The sequence below is a fragment of the Pantoea sp. X-Soil-TKNS-1279 genome (assembly GCF_059730565.1).
The window spans coordinates 240,531-257,151 of sequence record NZ_AP035948.1; the positions used below are offsets into that span (position 1 = coordinate 240,531).

The window sequence follows — 16,621 nt, forward strand, 5'->3', positions numbered from 1 at the left end:
AAGCGTTGTGACCAGTCTATGTTGACCCTGATTTGAAGCGCGTGCTGCACAGTTAAGAATACCTGGAGAACAAAAAATGACCATTCTGAACCACACACTCGGTTTCCCTCGCGTCGGTTTGCGTCGTGAATTGAAGAAAGCTCAGGAAAGCTACTGGGCAGGTAACAGTTCACAGGAAGAACTGCTGGCTGTGGGCCGTGAACTGCGTGCGCGCCACTGGCAACAACAGAAAGATGCGGGTGTGGACCTGCTGCCCGTGGGCGACTTCGCCTGGTACGATCACGTACTGACCACCAGCCTGCTGCTGGGCAACGTACCGGCACGTCATCAGAATAAAGAGGGTTCAGTCGATCTCGACACCCTGTTCCGCCTGGGCCGTGGCCGTGCACCGACCGGTGAACCGGCGGCTGCCGCGGAGATGACCAAATGGTTTAACACCAACTATCACTACATGGTGCCGGAATTCACCCGTGGGCAGCAGTTCAAACTGACCTGGACCCAATTGCTGGACGAAGTGGACGAAGCGCTGGCGCTCGGTCACAACGTCAAACCTGTGCTGCTCGGTCCGGTGACTTACCTGTGGTTGGGTAAAGTGAAGGGTGAACAGTTTGACCGCCTGTCATTGCTGCCAGCGATCCTGCCGGTCTACCAACAGGTGCTGGCTGAACTGAAAAAACGCGGTATCGAATGGGTGCAGATTGATGAACCGTCACTGTCGCTGGAATTGCCAGCGGCGTGGCGCGCGGCGTTTCAACCCGCTTATGACGCGCTACAGGGTGCAACCAAACTGCTGCTGACCACCTACTTCGACAGCATCGGCCAAAACCTGGAAGTGATCAAAGCGCTGCCGGTGCAGGGCCTGCACGTTGACCTGGTGCACGGCAAAGACGATATTCAACAGCTCCACCAACAACTACCTGCCGAATGGCTGCTGTCGGTCGGGGTGATCAACGGTCGCAACGTCTGGCGTGCTGATCTCAGCCGCTGGTTTGAGCGCCTGCAACCGCTGGTGGGGCAACGCCCGCAACTGTGGATTGGCTCCTCTTGCTCCTTGCTGCACAGCCCGATCGACCTGAGCGTGGAAACCCGCCTGGATGATGAAGTCAAAAGCTGGTTCGCCTTCGCCCTGCAAAAATGCGCAGAGCTGGCATTGTTGAGCAAGGCATTGAATAACAATGATGCCCAGTCACTGGAAGCCTGGAGCGCGCCAATCCGAGCCCGTGCCCACTCCAGCCGGGTGCACAATGCCGCCGTGGCGCAGCGTTTGGCCAATATTCAGGCCGCAGATACTGAGCGTCACAGCGCTTACCGTGAACGCGCCAAAGCGCAACGTAACCGCTTCAATCTGCCCGCATGGCCAACCACCACCATTGGTTCATTTCCCCAGACCACAGAAATTCGCGGCCTGCGCCTCGACTTCAAAAAAGGCAACATTGATGGCGGCCAATACCGTACCGGCATCGCTGAACACATCAAACAGGCGATTATCGAGCAGGAACGCCTCGGTCTGGACGTGCTGGTGCACGGCGAAGCGGAACGTAATGACATGGTCGAATACTTCGGGGAAAATCTCGATGGCTTCATCTTTACCCAGAACGGTTGGGTACAGAGCTACGGTTCACGCTGCGTCAAACCGCCAGTGATCATCGGTGATGTCAGCCGCCCGGCAGCCATCACCGTGGAGTGGGCGAAATATGCGCAGTCGCTGACCGACAAACCGGTCAAAGGTATGCTTACCGGTCCGGTCACCATCTTGTGCTGGTCGTTCCCGCGCGAAGACGTCAGCCGTGAAACCATCGCTAAACAGATTGCGCTGGCACTGCGCGACGAAGTGGCTGACCTGGAAAAAGCCGGTATCGGCATTATTCAGATTGACGAACCGGCGCTGCGTGAAGGCCTGCCGTTGCATCAATCTGACTGGGCGGCGTACCTCACCTGGGCGGTGGATGCGTTCCGTCTCAACGCCGCCGTGGCGCAGGATGACACCCAGATCCACACCCATATGTGTTATTGCGAGTTCAACGACATCATGGACTCGATTGCCGCCCTGGATGCCGACGTGATCACCATCGAAACCTCACGTTCCGACATGGACCTGCTGGATGCGTTTAAAGAGTTTGAATACCCAAATGAAATCGGCCCAGGTGTGTATGACATCCACTCACCGAACGTACCGAGTGTTGAATGGATGGAGGATTTGCTGCGTAAAGCCGCGCTGAGTATCCCGGAGCAACGTCTGTGGGTGAATCCGGACTGCGGTTTGAAAACCCGAGGTTGGACAGAAACCCGTCAGGCACTGGCGAATATGGTTATCGCGGCGAAGCACCTGCGCGGTGAAACAGCCTGAATGCTGTGTTGACACTTTGGGGCGCGCAAGCGCCCCTTTTTTATTACGCGTCAGGCGTGACGCCATACTGTTGGAACCACGCCAGCATGCGCGTCCAGCCATCTTTTGCGGATTCCGCATGATAGCTCGGACGGTAATCAGCGTTGAAGGCATGACCCGCTTCGGGATAAACCACAATCTCCGCTTTGGCATTGGCGGCGTGCAGCGCCTGGCGCATCTGCTCAATGCTCTCCAGCGGAATCCCCTCATCCTGACCACCGTACAGGCCCAGCACCGGGGCATTCAGATCAACTGCAATATCAATCGGGTGCTTCTGCTGCTTGAGCGTCTTATCACCCACCAGGCGACCATACCAGGCGACTGCCGCACGTACCTGCGGATTGTGCGCGGCAAACAGCCAGCTTATGCGGCCGCCCCAGCAGAAACCGGTAATCCCCATACGCCGAATATCGCCGCCGTTGCGCGCGGCCCAATTGGCGACATGGTCGAGGTCGGATAACACCTGTGAGTCCGGCACTTTACTTACCAACTCTTTGAACAGGGTTGGGATATCGGTGTATTCGCTCGGATCGCCCTCGCGGAAATAGAGTTCCGGTGCCACCGCCAGATAACCCTCCAGCGCCAGACGGCGGCAGATATCCCGGATATGCTCATGCACGCCAAAAATTTCCTGGACTACCAACACCACCGGCAATGTCCCTTGATACTCTTTCGGGCGGGCATAAAACGCGGGCAGATTTTCCCCCTGGCTCGGAACCGAGGTTTCTCCGGCATGGATTGCCTCGCTGTGGGTAAGGATGGTGCTGCTGGCGGTCGGTTGGACGGCGGGAGCAAAGCCACCCGTTGCAGATTTTTGTGCCATATTGTCTTCGGTTTTCATTGTTCTCTCCATGCTGGCAAGTGCGCAATCACGTAACTATAGCCTGGCCGTAGAGGCCGGGCGGGTGTAGGTTTCAGAGGGGATACGCATGAATTCTTCTTCTCTATTAACACCGCCGACTGAACTTACACAGCACCGGATGTAGCAATTCAGAATGGCAGACTGCTGATGTGTGACTTAAATCACGAAAATATTTTCTTTTAATGTAACTTTCATTATTTATAGTGAAATTACTCACATATTTATCGCGTCTGCTGACGTAAAGTGGCGCGCATATCCCTATATCTACCAGGAGTCTGTTATGGCCCAGTCTGACGTTTTCCACCTTGGCATCACCAAAGCCAGCCTGAAAGGAGCCACACTGGCCATCGTTCCCGGTGACCCGGAGCGCGTGAAGAAAATTGCGGCGTTGATGGACAACCCGCAACATCTGGCGTCGCACCGTGAATTCACCACTTATCTGGCTGAACTGGAGGGGAAACCGGTGGTGGTGTGCTCCACCGGCATCGGCGGACCGTCCACCTCAATTGCCGTCGAAGAACTGGCGCAACTCGGCGTGCGCACCTTCCTGCGCGTGGGCACCACCGGCGCGATTCAGCCGGGCATCAATGTCGGTGACGTGTTGGTCACCACCGCATCAGTACGCCTGGACGGTGCCAGCCTGCATTTCGCACCGATGGAGTTCCCGGCAGTAGCCGATTTCACCTGCACCACGGCGCTGGTGGCGGCGGCGGAAGCCTGTGGCGCAAAAACCCATATCGGCATCACCGCGTCGTCAGATACCTTCTATCCCGGCCAGGAACGTTACGACACTTTTTCCGGGCGCGTGGTCAGCCGCTTCCAGGGTTCCATGAAAGAGTGGCAGCAGATGGGTGTCCTCAACTATGAGATGGAATCCGCTACACTGTTAACCATGTGCGCCAGCCAGGGGCTGCGAGCCGGTATGGTGGCGGGTGTCATCGTGAACCGTACGCAGAAGGAGATCCCGGATGCGGCGACCATGAAACAAACCGAAAGCGATGCGGTGAAAATTGTCGTTGAAGCTGCGCGCCGGTTAATGTAGCGCGCCCGGCAGCGGGCTATGGTTCGCTGCCCGTTAAGGATGCGCGCAAGTTCAGCGGATTACTGAGAGTCTTTTATGCGCAAAACTGTTGCTGTTCAACGCCCGGCCTTTATGACCAACCCGGCAGCGATGCAATCCCGTGTCGAAGGTGCGGCCGCGCGCTTCCGTCAGGCGATGGCGGCGGCGGATTATCCCGCCGCCCGCCGCTGCTGTGAAGACGTGCTGCGTGTGATGCCACATAACATGCAGGTGTTAAGTGACTACGCGCTGACTTTGATGCGCACCGGTGATTACAACAAGTCCTACAAAACCTACCTGAAAATCTATCAAGCCTCCGCCGACCAGCGGGCACAGGCGTCTGAAACCTGGCTGGATGGCCTGACTGAAGTGTGCGGCTGGCTCAATAAAGCGGATGAAGTGGCGCGTTACGGGCTGGAATCGTTGCAGCAATCTGATGCGAAGTTCAGTACCGGGCAGAAGCACCCGATCCCGGCTGAGGCACCACCGGCTTTTGATGCCAGCAAGCCCCAGGAAAATATCATTGCCTTTAGCCTGTATGGCAATCAGCCGCGATATTGCGAAACCTTGATTAAAAACGTTGAGGTAGCACGCGAACTCTACCCGGCCTGGACCTGTCGCGTTTATCTGGATGACAGCGTACCGCAGCATGTCTGGCAGCGTTTGCAGCAGCCTGATGTGCAACTGGTCGACATGTCTGAGGAAAAAACGTTGTTCCCGACGTTGTGGCGTTTCCTGGTGATCGACGACCCCAGCGTCAAACGCTTCATCGTACGTGATGCCGACTCACTCCTTTCTGAACGTGAAGTGGCCGCGATCGATGCCTGGCTGCATTCGCCTTACTGGTTCCATCATATGCGCGACTACTTTACCCACACCGAGTTGCTGCTGGCGGGGATGTGGGGAGGTTGTCATGGCGTATTCAGCCAGGTGGAACAACAGATGCGGGATTTCATCGCTGAGTATCAGGGCAGCGAACGTTTTACCGACCAGTACTTCCTGAAACGGGCGCTGTGGCCGACAGTACGCGACAGCATCCTTAATCACGACGATATTTTCCGTTTTCATCATGCTCAGGCGTGGCCCGCACATCCTCCAATCCGCTGGCAGACGGACAAGTTCCACGTTGGCAGTAATGCCGGGTTTTCCAGCATGGCGGGGCAAGCCAGCGTGGCGGATGCCGAGTGGCAGCAGGTTGAACTCACCTGGGCCGGGCAAAGCTGGAGCTATCCGGCCAGAGTGCGCGACGGGCAATGGGAACTGCCGATGCCGTTCTTCCTGATTGAGGCGTGGAAAGCGGGTGAGTTAACGGTGCAGACGTTATAAGCCGCTATCCGGCAGAATTGTCTGGACATTCATACAGTACGCCTCTACCTTTTCCCTCAGCGAGACGATCCGCGGGGGAATTATGGATCAGCAACTTATCATCATCAGTGGCGCATTGGCGTTGGCCGGTTTTGGCATCGGCTGGATTGTGGCGCAGATGCGAGCCGGTCATCAACAGGCCAGCTTCTTAACGGAACGCCGCTTATCTGAAGAGGCGCAACTGCGTCAGCAGCAGCAACTGGAGCTGGCACAGCAGCAGGTGCAATTGCGCGAGCAGGAATTACGCCAGCTGCACGGTGCGTTGAGCGGTGCACAGGAGCGCCTGCAACAACTCGATTACTGGCGCGGCGAAAGCGAACAGCTCAGCCGTGAATTGCGCAATCAGCTGGAGGTGAACAGCGCGCAGGAAGCCGAATTGCGTGAAGTCACCATCCGCCTTGAAGAGACACGCTTTGCCGCTGAGGAGAAACAGCGTCTGCTGACCAACAGCGAACAGCGCCTGAGCGCCCAATTCGAAAATCTTGCCAATCGCATCTTCGAAAACAGCGGCCGTCGTGTTGATGAACAAAACCGCCAAAGCCTGAACAGCCTGATAGGGCCGCTGCGCGAGCAACTGGACGGATTTCGTCGTCAGGTGACAGACAGCTTCGGTCAGGAAGCGCGCGAACGTCACACGCTGGCGCATGAGATCCGTCAGCTGCAACAACTGAATGCGCAGATGGCGCAGGAAGCCATCAACCTTACCAAAGCCCTGAAAGGCGACAATAAAATCCAGGGGAACTGGGGCGAGGTAGTGCTTGGCCGGGTGCTGGAGGCTTCCGGCCTGCGCGAAGGCCATGAGTATGAAACCCAGGTCAGCGTACAGCTGGAATCGCAGGGCAGGATGCAACCGGATGTGATCGTGCGTCTGCCCCAGGGCAAAGATGTGGTGATTGACGCCAAAATGACGCTCATCGCCTATGAGCGCTACTTCAATGCTGAGGATGAAGCCACGCGCGAGCAGGCGATTCAGGAGCACATCAACGCAGTGCGCGGTCATATTCGCCTGTTGGGGCGAAAAGATTATCAACAATTGCCCGGTTTACGCTCTCTGGATTATGTGTTGATGTTTATCCCGGTTGAACCGGCCTTTCTGCTGGCAATCGATCGTCAGCCGGAGCTGATCAGCGAAGCGTTGCAGCAGAACATCATGCTGGTCAGTCCCACGACGTTGCTGGTGGCGCTGCGCACCATCAACAACCTGTGGCGTTATGAGCATCAAAGTCGCAACGCCCAGCGTATTGCTGACCGCGCCGCGCGCTTGTACGACAAAATGCGGCTGTTTGTCGATGACATGAGCGGCATCGGTCACAACCTGGATAAAGCGCAGCAAAGTTATCATCTGGCGATGAAAAAGCTGGCGGAGGGGCGTGGCAATCTGATTGCGCAAAGTGAAGCCTTTCGTTCGCTGGGTGTGGAGATCAAGCGTCCGATTAATCCGCAGCTGGTGGCCCAGGCACAGCCGGAGGAGTCTGATAATGATTGGGCCGATGATGAGCAGCCTGATGAAAAAACAACAGATTCTTCCGCCGCTTCCCTGCGCCGTATCAACGAATAACGCGCCGGTCGCGTGCCCGGCCAGCGCAACTCTGATACACTTCGCGAAGTATTGTTTGTGGAACAGGTAAAACCCATGGCAGATGAATCACAGCAGGAAACTACCCACTTTGGCTTTCAGACCGTCGCCAAAAGCGAAAAGGCAGATAAAGTCGCCGACGTGTTTCACTCCGTAGCGGCAAAATATGACCTGATGAACGATCTGATGTCGTTTGGCATCCATCGTGTCTGGAAGCGTTTCACCATCGACAGCAGCGGCGTTCGTCGTGGGCAGAGCGTGTTGGACCTCGCCGGTGGTACGGGCGATCTGACGGCAAAATTTTCCCGTCTGGTGGGCGAAACGGGCCAGGTGGTGCTGGCGGATATCAATAGCTCAATGCTGAAGATGGGCCGCGAGAAACTGCGGAATCTCGGCATTTCCGGCAATGTCAGCTATGTGCAGGCGAATGCCGAAGCGTTGCCATTCCCGGATAACTATTTCGATTGCATCACCATCTCTTTCGGTCTGCGTAACGTAACCGAGAAAGAGAAAGCGCTGGCATCGATGTTCCGCGTGCTGAAACCGGGTGGCCGTCTGTTGGTGCTGGAGTTCTCCAAACCGCTGCTGGAACCGCTCAGCAAAGCCTACGATGCTTACTCGTTCCATATTCTGCCGCGCATTGGTCAACTGGTGGCGAAGGATGCAGAAAGCTATCGCTATCTGGCGGAATCCATTCGTATGCATCCCGATCAGGAAACCCTGAAGGCGATGATGAACGACGTCGGTTTCGAAAATACCACTTACTTCAACATGACTGGCGGCATTGTCGCGCTGCATCGCGGCTTTAAGTTCTGACAAATCATGGCGATGACTTTCACTCCTTTGATTACTGGCGGTCTTGAGACCGCCCTGAATCGTGTTTTATACCGCGATCGCAGCCTGAAAGCCGCGCGTCAGCGTCTGGCGGGTAAGGTGCTGATGCTGCGCTTGCAGGAACTCTCCTTCCCGCTGGTGCTGGTGTTCAGCGAAAACCAGCTGGATGTGCTGAGTGACTGGCAGGACAGCAGCGATTGCACTGTCAGTTTGCGTTTCAGCACCTTGCCGAAATTACGTGACCGCCAGCAGCTCACCAGCCTGATTCGCAGCGGCGAACTGGAAGTGGAAGGCGACTTGCAGGTGGTGCAGCAATTCTCGGCGTTAATGGATTTAGCGGAGCTGGATCCGGCGGAATATCTCGCGCCGTGGATTGGCGATATCGCCGCACAAGGTATTAGCCAGGCTGCACAGCGGGCGCTGACCTTTGTTAAACACGAGGTTACGCGTCGCCAGGATTATCTTGGTCAGACGCTGACGGAAGAGTGGCGACTGGCTCCGGGTGCGCTGGAACTGGCCTGGTTTTGCGAGGAAGTGGAAGCGATGGACCGTTCGCTTGATGCGCTTGAGGCGCGTTTAGCACAGCTGGAGGCGAAATGACGCTGGGAGAAATTCGGCGCTTATATTTTATTGTTAAGGTCTTTCTCACCTATGGCCTTGATGAACTGATCCCACACATGCGCATCACGCTGCCGCTGCGTTTATGGCGGCGTTGCATTTTCTGGCTCCCCAACAAACACAAAAACGAATCAATGGGCGTGCGTATCCGTCTGGCGATGGAGCAGTTGGGTCCGGTGTGGATCAAATTTGGTCAGATGCTTTCAACGCGTCGTGACCTGTTTCCTCCGGCGATTGCAGATGAACTGGCGATTTTACAGGACCGCGTCGCACCGTTCGATGGTGTAAAAGCCAAAGCGCAGATCGAGAAAGCAATTGGCGGCCCGGTTGAAACCTGGTTCGACGATTTTGAAATCACCCCGCTGGCGTCAGCGTCAATTGCTCAGGTTCATACCGCGACGCTGAAAGAGAATGGCCGCGAAGTGGTGATCAAGGTTATCCGTCCCGATATCTTGCCGGTGATCAAAGCGGATATGAAGCTGATCTACCGTCTGGCGCGTTGGGTACCGCGTTTGTTGCCGGATGGACGCCGTCTGCGCCCGCTAGAAGTGGTGCGCGACTATGAAAAAACCCTGATTGATGAACTCAATTTGTTGCGTGAGGCAGCAAATGCCATCCAGCTGCGCCGCAACTTTGATCAGAGCCACATGCTGTATGTCCCGGAGATTTTCTCCGACTATTGCAGCGAATCGATGCTGGTGATGGAGCGCATTTACGGCATCCCGATTTCTGATGTCGCGACGCTGGAGCAACATGGCGTCAATATGAAACTGCTGGCCGAGCGTGGCGTGCAGGTGTTCTTTACCCAGGTGTTCCGCGACAGTTTCTTCCATGCCGATATGCATCCCGGCAACATCTTCGTCAGCTATGACCACCCGGAAGATCCGCAATATATCGGTATCGACTGCGGTATCGTTGGCTCACTGAACAAAGAAGACAAGCGCTACCTGGCGGAGAACTTTATCGCCTTCTTCAACCGCGATTACCGCAAAGTGGCGGAACTGCACGTTGATTCTGGCTGGGTACCGCCAGATACCAATGTGGAAGATTTTGAGTTCGCGATTCGTACCGTATGTGAACCCATTTTCGAGAAGCCGCTGGCGGAGATCTCCTTTGGCCATGTGCTGCTGAATCTGTTCAACACCGCGCGTCGCTTCAACATGGAAGTGCAGCCGCAGCTGGTGCTGTTACAAAAAACGCTGCTGTATATTGAAGGCATTGGTCGCCAACTCTATCCACAGCTCGATTTGTGGAAAACCGCGAAGCCCTTCCTGGAAGACTGGATTAAAGATCAAATCGGTATTCCGGCGATCCTGCGTGCCGTGAAAGATAAAGCCCCATTCTGGGCCGAGAAACTGCCGGAGCTGCCGGAGCTGTTCTACGACAGCATGCGACAGCATAAATTGTTGCAGCACAGCGTCGATAAACTGGTCACGGATATGAACGCGCAACGCAGCCGACATCATCAGGCGCGTTATCTGTTCGGGGTAGGGGCTACACTGTTATTAAGTGGCACCGCAGTGCTGCTGAGTCGGCCTGACTGGGATTTCTTCCCGGCGATATTAATGGCCGCAGGCATCGTGACCTGGCTGATAGGCTGGCGCAAGACAAACTGATTGTCAGCCAGATCTAAAACGCGTAATGTCGCAGGCTAAGGCCCGAAATCATATGGGCTTTCTGTGTGTTACATACGACAGTTTTTCACAGAATATTAGAGGCATATCTCATGGGCGGTATCAGTATTTGGCAATTGTTAATCATTGCCGTCATTGTTGTACTTCTGTTCGGTACCAATAAGCTACGCAATCTGGGTTCGGATTTAGGTTCTTCCATTCGTGGTTTCAAAAAAGCTATGAGTGATGAAGACGAAAAAAAGGATCAACCGAAGGAGCAGGACGCTGACTTCAACGCCAAAACCCTGGCAGATAAACAGCAAACCTCGGCAAGTAAAGACGACGCCAGGAACGACAAGCAGGTATAACCGTGTTCGACATTGGTTTTAGTGAACTGGTATTGGTGTTCGTTATCGGGCTGATTGTTCTCGGCCCACAACGATTACCGGTTGCGGTAAAAACCGTAGTGGGCTGGATTCGGGCGATTCGCTCGCTGGCGGCTAACGTACAGCATGAACTGGCGCAGGAACTGAAACTGCAGGAGCTGCAAGATAGCCTGAAGAAGGTGGAAGAAGCGGGCCGTGGCACGCTGTCACCGGAACTGAAAGAATCGATGGAAGAGCTGCGTAAAACCGCTGACTCCATGAAACGTTCTTATCAGCAGAGCATCGATATAGAGAAAGCGGAAGATGAAGCCAATACCATTCATACGCCGCCGCCTGTTGCTCCTGCATCGCCGGTAACACCCGCGACAGCGGAACATCAGGCCAGTGCTCCGGCGCAGACGCCGCAAACCGCACCGTCTGCCGTGGAGCAACCCGATTCCGCCAGTGCATCTCACAGCACAGCGCCAACCGACCCGCAGGTGATGAACGATAAACATGGCCGTTGAAGATACCCAACCGCTCATCAGCCATCTGATTGAGCTGCGTAAACGTCTGTTAAACTGCATCATCGCGGTATTTGTCATCTTCCTGGCGCTGATTTACTTCGCCAACGACATCTACCATATGGTGGCAGAGCCGTTAATTAGCCAGATGCCCGCCGGTGCCAGCATGATCGCCACGGAAGTTGCGTCGCCTTTCTTTGCCCCGATTAAACTCACCATCATTGTGTCGGTGTTTCTTGCCGTGCCGGTGATTCTGTATCAGGTATGGGCCTTTATTGCACCGGCGCTCTACCGTCATGAGCGCCGGCTGGTGATGCCACTGTTGTTCTCCAGCACCTTTTTGTTTTACGTCGGCGTGGCATTTGCTTACTTCGTCGTGTTCCCGCTGGCGTTTGGCTTCTTTGCCAAAACTGCGCCGCAGGGTGTGCAAATCGCCACGGATATCACCCACTATCTCGACTTCGTCATGACCCTGTTCCTGGCGTTTGGGGTCGCGTTTGAGGTGCCGGTCGTGATTGTGCTGCTGTGCTGGACTGGAATCACCACGCCGGAAGACCTGAAAAAGAAACGTCCATATATTCTGGTTGGCGCATTCGTTGTTGGGATGTTGCTCACACCACCGGATGTTTTCTCACAAACTTTGCTCGCTATTCCGATGTACTGCCTGTTTGAAGTCGGCGTATTCTTCTCCCGTTACTATGTGGGGAAAGGACGCAAGGCGGAGTCAGAATCGGTGGACGAGGAAAATCACACCGAATCCTGATGCTTTCTTGCAGCAGATCCCGTGTGCGAGCGGGATGACGATAAATCTAAACCGCCCACCTGTTGGGCGGTTTTTTTATTTGGGAAGAAACATGTTTGATATCGGTGTAAACCTGACCAGCACGCAATTTGCGAAAGATCGCGAACAGGTCGTGGCGCGTGCGCGCGAAGCAGGCGTCACCGGCCTGTTAATTACCGGCACCAACGCACTGGAAAGCCAACAGGCGCAGCGGCTGGCGGCACTGCATCCAGGCTACTGCTGGTCAACTGCGGGTGTTCATCCGCACCATGCCAGCGCATGGTCAGCGGAAACCGCCAATACCCTGCGTCGTCTGGCGGAGAGTGAGCAGGTGGTGGCGATTGGCGAATGCGGGCTGGATTTTAACCGCAACTTTTCGGCGCATGATCAGCAGGAATACGCCTTCGATGCACAACTTCAGTTGGCTGCCGAGCTGCAATTACCGGTTTTCCTGCATTGCCGTGAAGCGCATGCGCGTTTCGCCGCGATCCTGCAACCCTGGCTGCCGAAACTGGTCGGGGCGGTGGCTCACTGCTTTACCGGTACCCGTGAGGAGCTGGAATCCTGTCTGGCGATGGGACTGTCGATTGGCATTACCGGTTGGGTGTGCGACGAACGGCGTGGTATGGAGCTGCGGGAGCTGCTGCCGTTGATCCCGGCAGAACGTCTGCTGCTGGAAACCGACGCGCCGTATTTGCTGCCGCGTGATATGCATCCGCGTCCGACTTCGCGCCGCAACGAACCCTGTTTTCTGCCGCACATCGTGCAGCAGGTGGCGTTATGGCGTAATGAGGCGGCAGAGACGTTGGGCGTGCAGGTAGTCGCTAATGCGCGTCAGTTGTTCAGGCTGGCTTAGGCTTTACGGAACTGCTTGTTATCCACACTGCGCATTACCTGTTTATTCAGCAGGTTAAGCAGCAGGACTGAGCGGGTTTCACCATCCGGCTCGGCAAAAATGGCACGCAGACCTTCAAAGGTGCCTTCGGTGATGATCACTTCATCACCGACTTGTGGCGTCTCTGGATCGATCAGGATCTGAGGCGCATCACTTTGCAGCGCTTCGATCACCTCATAGGGTACCGTAGCTGGCATCGTGCCGAAGCGAACAAAGTGGCTGACGCCACGCGTGCTGCTGATGGTGGTGGTGTGAATCGCTTCCGGATCGAACTCGATAAACAGATAGTTGGGAAACAGTGGCTCACTCACGGTGGTACGTTTACCACGAACGATTTTCTCCAGCGCAATCATTGGGCTGAGACAATTCACTGCCTGCCGCTCAAGATGTTCTTTCGCGCGCAACAGTTGTCCACGTTTGCAATAGAGTAAGTACCAGGATTCCATAACTGCTCCCAAAGAATGGACGCTAAGAATAGCAAACCTGCTGTCAGAGTTATAGCGCATCAGCCGGGGGAAACGCAGCCGCGAAACAAATTTCACTACGATTTTTCTGAGTCTTAACCCTTTAATGACGTTTATCGCAAGAAAATTGACGTCTGGCGATAATCTGTATCAGACTCCTTCACCATCTTATGAATGAAAAGGACCGTCTGATGGAACTGTTCCTGTTAAGTAATGGCAAGCTGGCCGATGATGCGCCGTTGTTGAGCTACGCCCACCCGCAGCTGCATGCGATGATTGCGCAACGCGGTATTACCTCCGCCGTACTGGTGCCTTACGCGATTATTCGTGGTGATCATGCCCAGCGCGCGCAGGATCTCAGTGACTCTCTCGGTATCCTGGTGCGTACCGTGCATGAGTTCGACTCACCGGTGGCTGCCATTGAACAGGCAGAGTTGATTCTGGTCAGCGGCGGTAACACCTGGCTGCTCAATCAAATGCTGCATGAGCATGGGTTGATTGTGGCGATTCAGCGCGCGGTGCGTGAACGTCAGGTGCCTTATGTCGGCTGGAGTGCCGGATGCAATGTGGCAACCCCGTCGATCCGTACCACCAATGATATGCCGGTGCGTAGCAGCGTGGTCTTGCCTGCGCTGGGACTGTTTCCGGTGCAAATCAACCCACATTATCTCGATGCGCACGTCAGCGGCCATATGGGCGAAACCCGAGATGAACGGCTGGCGGAGTTTTGTGCGGTCAACCCGCATGAGTCGGTGATTGCCTTACGTGAAGGCAGCTTCTTGCACGTTAGCGAAAATCGTCTGCGTTATTACAGCGCGCGTGGGGAAGATTTTAAGGTGTTCCGCCACGGCGAGCCGATCGCCGCCTTCCATGACGTGCTGGCGCTGCAATCGTTGGTGCCTTTTTCCTGTCAGCCCGCCTGACGCAGAAACCTCAACATGCCCGCAGAATCGGCCCTATAATGGCCGATTCCTCTGGGCTGGAAGTTAACCCTACATGAAATATCAGGATTTACGTGATTTCCTTGCGCTGCTGGAGCAGCGGGGCGAGTTAAAACGCATCTCTCAGGCGATCGATCCCGAACTGGAGATGACCGAAATTGCCGACCGCACTCTGCGTGCCGGTGGCCCGGCGCTGCTGTTTGAAAACCCGAAAGGTTATGACATGCCGGTGCTGTGCAACCTGTTTGGTACGCCCAAGCGCGTGGCAATGGGCATGGGCCAGGAAGATGTCAGCGCACTGCGCGAAGTGGGTAAACTGCTGGCGTTTCTTAAAGAGCCTGAGCCGCCGAAAGGTTTTCGCGATCTGTTCGACAAGATGCCGCAGTTTAAGCAGGTGCTGAACATGCCAACCAAGCGGTTGCGTAATGCGCCGTGCCAGGAAGAAGTGTTTAGCGGTGACGAGGTCGATTTATCGCGCATCCCGGTAATGAAATGCTGGCCGGACGACGCCGCGCCGTTAATTACCTGGGGTTTAACCGTCACGCGTGGACCGCATAAAGAGCGGCAGAATCTCGGCATCTATCGTCAGCAGGTGATTGGCAAAAACCGTCTGATCATGCGCTGGTTATCACATCGCGGTGGCGCACTCGATTTTCAGGAGTGGTGCAAAGCCCATCCCGGCGAACGTTTCCCGGTTGCGGTGGCTCTGGGGGCGGATCCCGCCACCATCCTCGGCGCAGTGACGCCGGTGCCGGATACGTTGTCCGAATACGCCTTCGCGGGCCTGCTGCGCGGCAATAAAACCGAAGTGGTGAAGTGCCTCTCCAACGACCTGGAAGTACCCGCCAGCGCTGAAATTGTGCTGGAAGGCTACATCGAACCCGGCGACATGGCCCCTGAAGGTCCGTACGGCGACCACACCGGCTACTACAATGAAGTAGATAGCTTCCCGGTGTTTACCGTGACGCACATAACGCAACGTCGTAACCCGATTTATCACTCAACCTATACCGGCCGTCCACCGGATGAACCGGCAGTGTTGGGGGTGGCGCTGAACGAAGTGCTGGTGCCGATTCTGATTAAGCAGTTCCCGGAGATTGTGGATTTCTATCTGCCGCCGGAAGGGTGTTCGTATCGGCTGGCCGTGGTGACCATGAAAAAACAGTACGCCGGTCATGCCAAACGCGTGATGTTTGGCGTCTGGTCGTTCCTGCGGCAGTTCATGTACACCAAATTTGTTATTGTGTGTGACGATGACGTCAATGCGCGTGACTGGAACGATGTGATCTGGGCCATTACCACCCGTATGGATCCGGCGCGTGACACGGTTCTGGTGGAAAATACGCCGATCGATTATCTCGATTTTGCGTCACCGGTTTCCGGGCTGGGTTCGAAGATGGGCCTCGATGCCACCAATAAATGGCCGGGCGAAACCACGCGTGAGTGGGGCACACCGATTGTGAAAGATCCGGCGGTAACGGCGCGTATCGACGCCATTTGGGATGAGTTAGGCATTTTTGCCGAGCCGCCACAGCGCTGATGGCGGCGAGCAAACCATAAAAACAAACGACCCGACAGAGGGAACGCATGACAACGTTAAGCTGCAAAGTGACTTCGGTTGAAGCAATTACGGATACCGTCTACCGCGTCCGTTTGATCCCGGAAGCGGATTTTAGCTTTCGTGCCGGACAGTACCTAATGGTGGTGATGGATGAGCGCGATAAGCGTCCCTTTTCCCTCGCCTCTACGCCGATGGAAAAAGACATCATTGAGCTGCATATCGGTGCCTCTGAGTTGAATCTCTATGCGATGGCGGTGATGGAGCGTATCCAGAACCAGCGTGAAATTACCGTGGATATGCCGCACGGCGATGCCTGGCTGCGCGAAGAGAGCGATCGTCCCATCATCCTGATTGCCGGCGGTACCGGTTTCTCCTACGCCCGCTCCATTCTGCTGACCGCGCTGGCGCAGCAGCCCGATCGTGATATCGCCATTTACTGGGGCGGCCGCGAACTCACGCATTTGTACGATCTTGACGAACTGAATGCGCTGGCGGTGAAACACCCACATCTGAAGGTGATTCCGGTGGTGGAGCAGCCGGGAGCAGGCTGGCAGGGACGTACCGGGACGGTGCTGACGGCAGTGATGCAGGACTACGCCACGTTGAGTGGGCACGATATCTATATTGCAGGCCGGTTTGAAATGGCGAAGATTGCCCGCGAGCGCTTCTGCGCGGAACGCGGTGCGCTGGAAGCGCAGATGTACGGCGATGCCTTTGCCTTTATCTGATAGCCGCTACGTGGGTATGTGTGGGTTGCATAAGGCAAAAAAGCCCGC

At 55.6% G+C, this 16,621-nt stretch carries 16 protein-coding genes; 14 read left to right on the plus strand and 2 right to left on the minus strand.

Annotated features, from left to right (window positions below; translation table 11 throughout):
• Window positions 1-76: 76 nt before the first annotated feature.
• Complete coding sequence (gene metE / locus AC6I8N_RS01095; RefSeq protein ID WP_497829868.1) at window positions 77-2,347, plus strand: 5-methyltetrahydropteroyltriglutamate--homocysteine S-methyltransferase; 2,271 nt, start codon at window positions 77-79, stop codon at window positions 2,345-2,347.
• 43 nt (window positions 2,348-2,390) lie between these two features.
• Here metE and AC6I8N_RS01100 read toward each other — a convergent pair whose 3' ends face one another.
• Complete coding sequence (locus AC6I8N_RS01100; RefSeq protein ID WP_497829869.1) at window positions 2,391-3,227, minus strand: dienelactone hydrolase family protein; 837 nt, start codon at window positions 3,225-3,227, stop codon at window positions 2,391-2,393.
• A 301-nt stretch (window positions 3,228-3,528) separates the two neighbouring features.
• On the opposite strand from AC6I8N_RS01100, the gene udp reads away from it, so the two are divergent.
• The 10 genes from udp (at window position 3,529) to tatD (ending at window position 12,840) form a co-directional block, all read left to right on the plus strand.
• On the plus strand, window positions 3,529-4,290 hold the full coding sequence (udp, locus tag AC6I8N_RS01105) for a uridine phosphorylase (RefSeq protein ID WP_208724551.1): 762 nt from the start codon (window positions 3,529-3,531) through the stop codon (window positions 4,288-4,290).
• 75 nt (window positions 4,291-4,365) lie between these two features.
• Window positions 4,366-5,634, plus strand: a complete 1,269-nt coding sequence (locus tag AC6I8N_RS01110) for a tetratricopeptide repeat protein (protein WP_497829870.1) — start codon at window positions 4,366-4,368, stop codon at window positions 5,632-5,634.
• An 82-nt stretch (window positions 5,635-5,716) separates the two neighbouring features.
• Window positions 5,717-7,231, plus strand: a complete 1,515-nt coding sequence (gene rmuC, locus AC6I8N_RS01115) for a DNA recombination protein RmuC (protein ID WP_208724553.1) — start codon at window positions 5,717-5,719, stop codon at window positions 7,229-7,231.
• A 75-nt stretch (window positions 7,232-7,306) separates the two neighbouring features.
• Entirely contained in the window at window positions 7,307-8,065 is a 759-nt protein-coding gene (gene ubiE, locus AC6I8N_RS01120; protein ID WP_497829871.1) for a bifunctional demethylmenaquinone methyltransferase/2-methoxy-6-polyprenyl-1,4-benzoquinol methylase UbiE, read from the plus strand.
• A 12-nt stretch (window positions 8,066-8,077) separates the two neighbouring features.
• Window positions 8,078-8,683 (plus strand): ubiquinone biosynthesis protein UbiJ, encoded by a 606-nt coding sequence (gene ubiJ, locus AC6I8N_RS01125; protein ID WP_036625866.1) that lies wholly within the window; start codon window positions 8,078-8,080, stop codon window positions 8,681-8,683.
• Window positions 8,680-10,317 (plus strand): ubiquinone biosynthesis regulatory protein kinase UbiB, encoded by a 1,638-nt coding sequence (gene ubiB, locus AC6I8N_RS01130; protein WP_021183819.1) that lies wholly within the window; start codon window positions 8,680-8,682, stop codon window positions 10,315-10,317. The genes ubiJ and ubiB overlap by 4 nt, the downstream gene beginning before the upstream one ends.
• 110 nt (window positions 10,318-10,427) lie before the next feature.
• Entirely contained in the window at window positions 10,428-10,682 is a 255-nt protein-coding gene (tatA, locus tag AC6I8N_RS01135) for a Sec-independent protein translocase subunit TatA (protein ID WP_013507380.1), read from the plus strand.
• 2 nt (window positions 10,683-10,684) lie between these two features.
• Window positions 10,685-11,206: a Sec-independent protein translocase protein TatB gene (gene tatB / locus AC6I8N_RS01140; protein WP_497829872.1), complete on the plus strand. Its 522-nt coding sequence runs from the start codon at window positions 10,685-10,687 to the stop codon at window positions 11,204-11,206.
• Window positions 11,196-11,966 carry a Sec-independent protein translocase subunit TatC gene (gene tatC / locus AC6I8N_RS01145; protein WP_021183821.1) on the plus strand — a complete coding sequence of 257 codons (771 nt, stop codon included), beginning with the start codon at window positions 11,196-11,198 and terminating at the stop codon, window positions 11,964-11,966. Before tatB ends, tatC begins: the two co-directional genes overlap by 11 nt.
• Before the next feature lie 91 nt (window positions 11,967-12,057).
• The gene (tatD, locus tag AC6I8N_RS01150) at window positions 12,058-12,840 is read left to right on the plus strand and encodes a 3'-5' ssDNA/RNA exonuclease TatD (protein WP_497829873.1); all 783 of its coding nucleotides are present in this window, start codon (window positions 12,058-12,060) and stop codon (window positions 12,838-12,840) included.
• Here the strand turns inward: tatD and rfaH are convergent.
• A complete protein-coding gene (rfaH, locus tag AC6I8N_RS01155; RefSeq protein ID WP_497829874.1) occupies window positions 12,837-13,325 on the minus strand; it encodes a transcription/translation regulatory transformer protein RfaH in 489 nt (162 codons plus the stop codon). The genes tatD and rfaH overlap by 4 nt on opposite strands.
• Window positions 13,326-13,534: 209 nt before the next feature.
• Here rfaH and pepE point away from each other — a divergent pair, with 209 nt between their 5' ends.
• The 3 genes from pepE to fre all read left to right on the plus strand — a co-directional run bounded on the left by pepE (window position 13,535) and on the right by fre (window position 16,573).
• Window positions 13,535-14,266, plus strand: coding sequence for a dipeptidase PepE (pepE, locus tag AC6I8N_RS01160; RefSeq protein WP_497829875.1), 732 nt, complete (start codon window positions 13,535-13,537; stop codon window positions 14,264-14,266).
• A 73-nt stretch (window positions 14,267-14,339) separates the two neighbouring features.
• Window positions 14,340-15,824 carry a 4-hydroxy-3-polyprenylbenzoate decarboxylase gene (gene ubiD, locus AC6I8N_RS01165; protein WP_021183825.1) on the plus strand — a complete coding sequence of 495 codons (1,485 nt, stop codon included), beginning with the start codon at window positions 14,340-14,342 and terminating at the stop codon, window positions 15,822-15,824.
• 47 nt (window positions 15,825-15,871) lie between these two features.
• Entirely contained in the window at window positions 15,872-16,573 is a 702-nt protein-coding gene (gene fre / locus AC6I8N_RS01170; protein ID WP_208724558.1) for an NAD(P)H-flavin reductase, read from the plus strand.
• Window positions 16,574-16,621 lie beyond the last annotated feature (48 nt).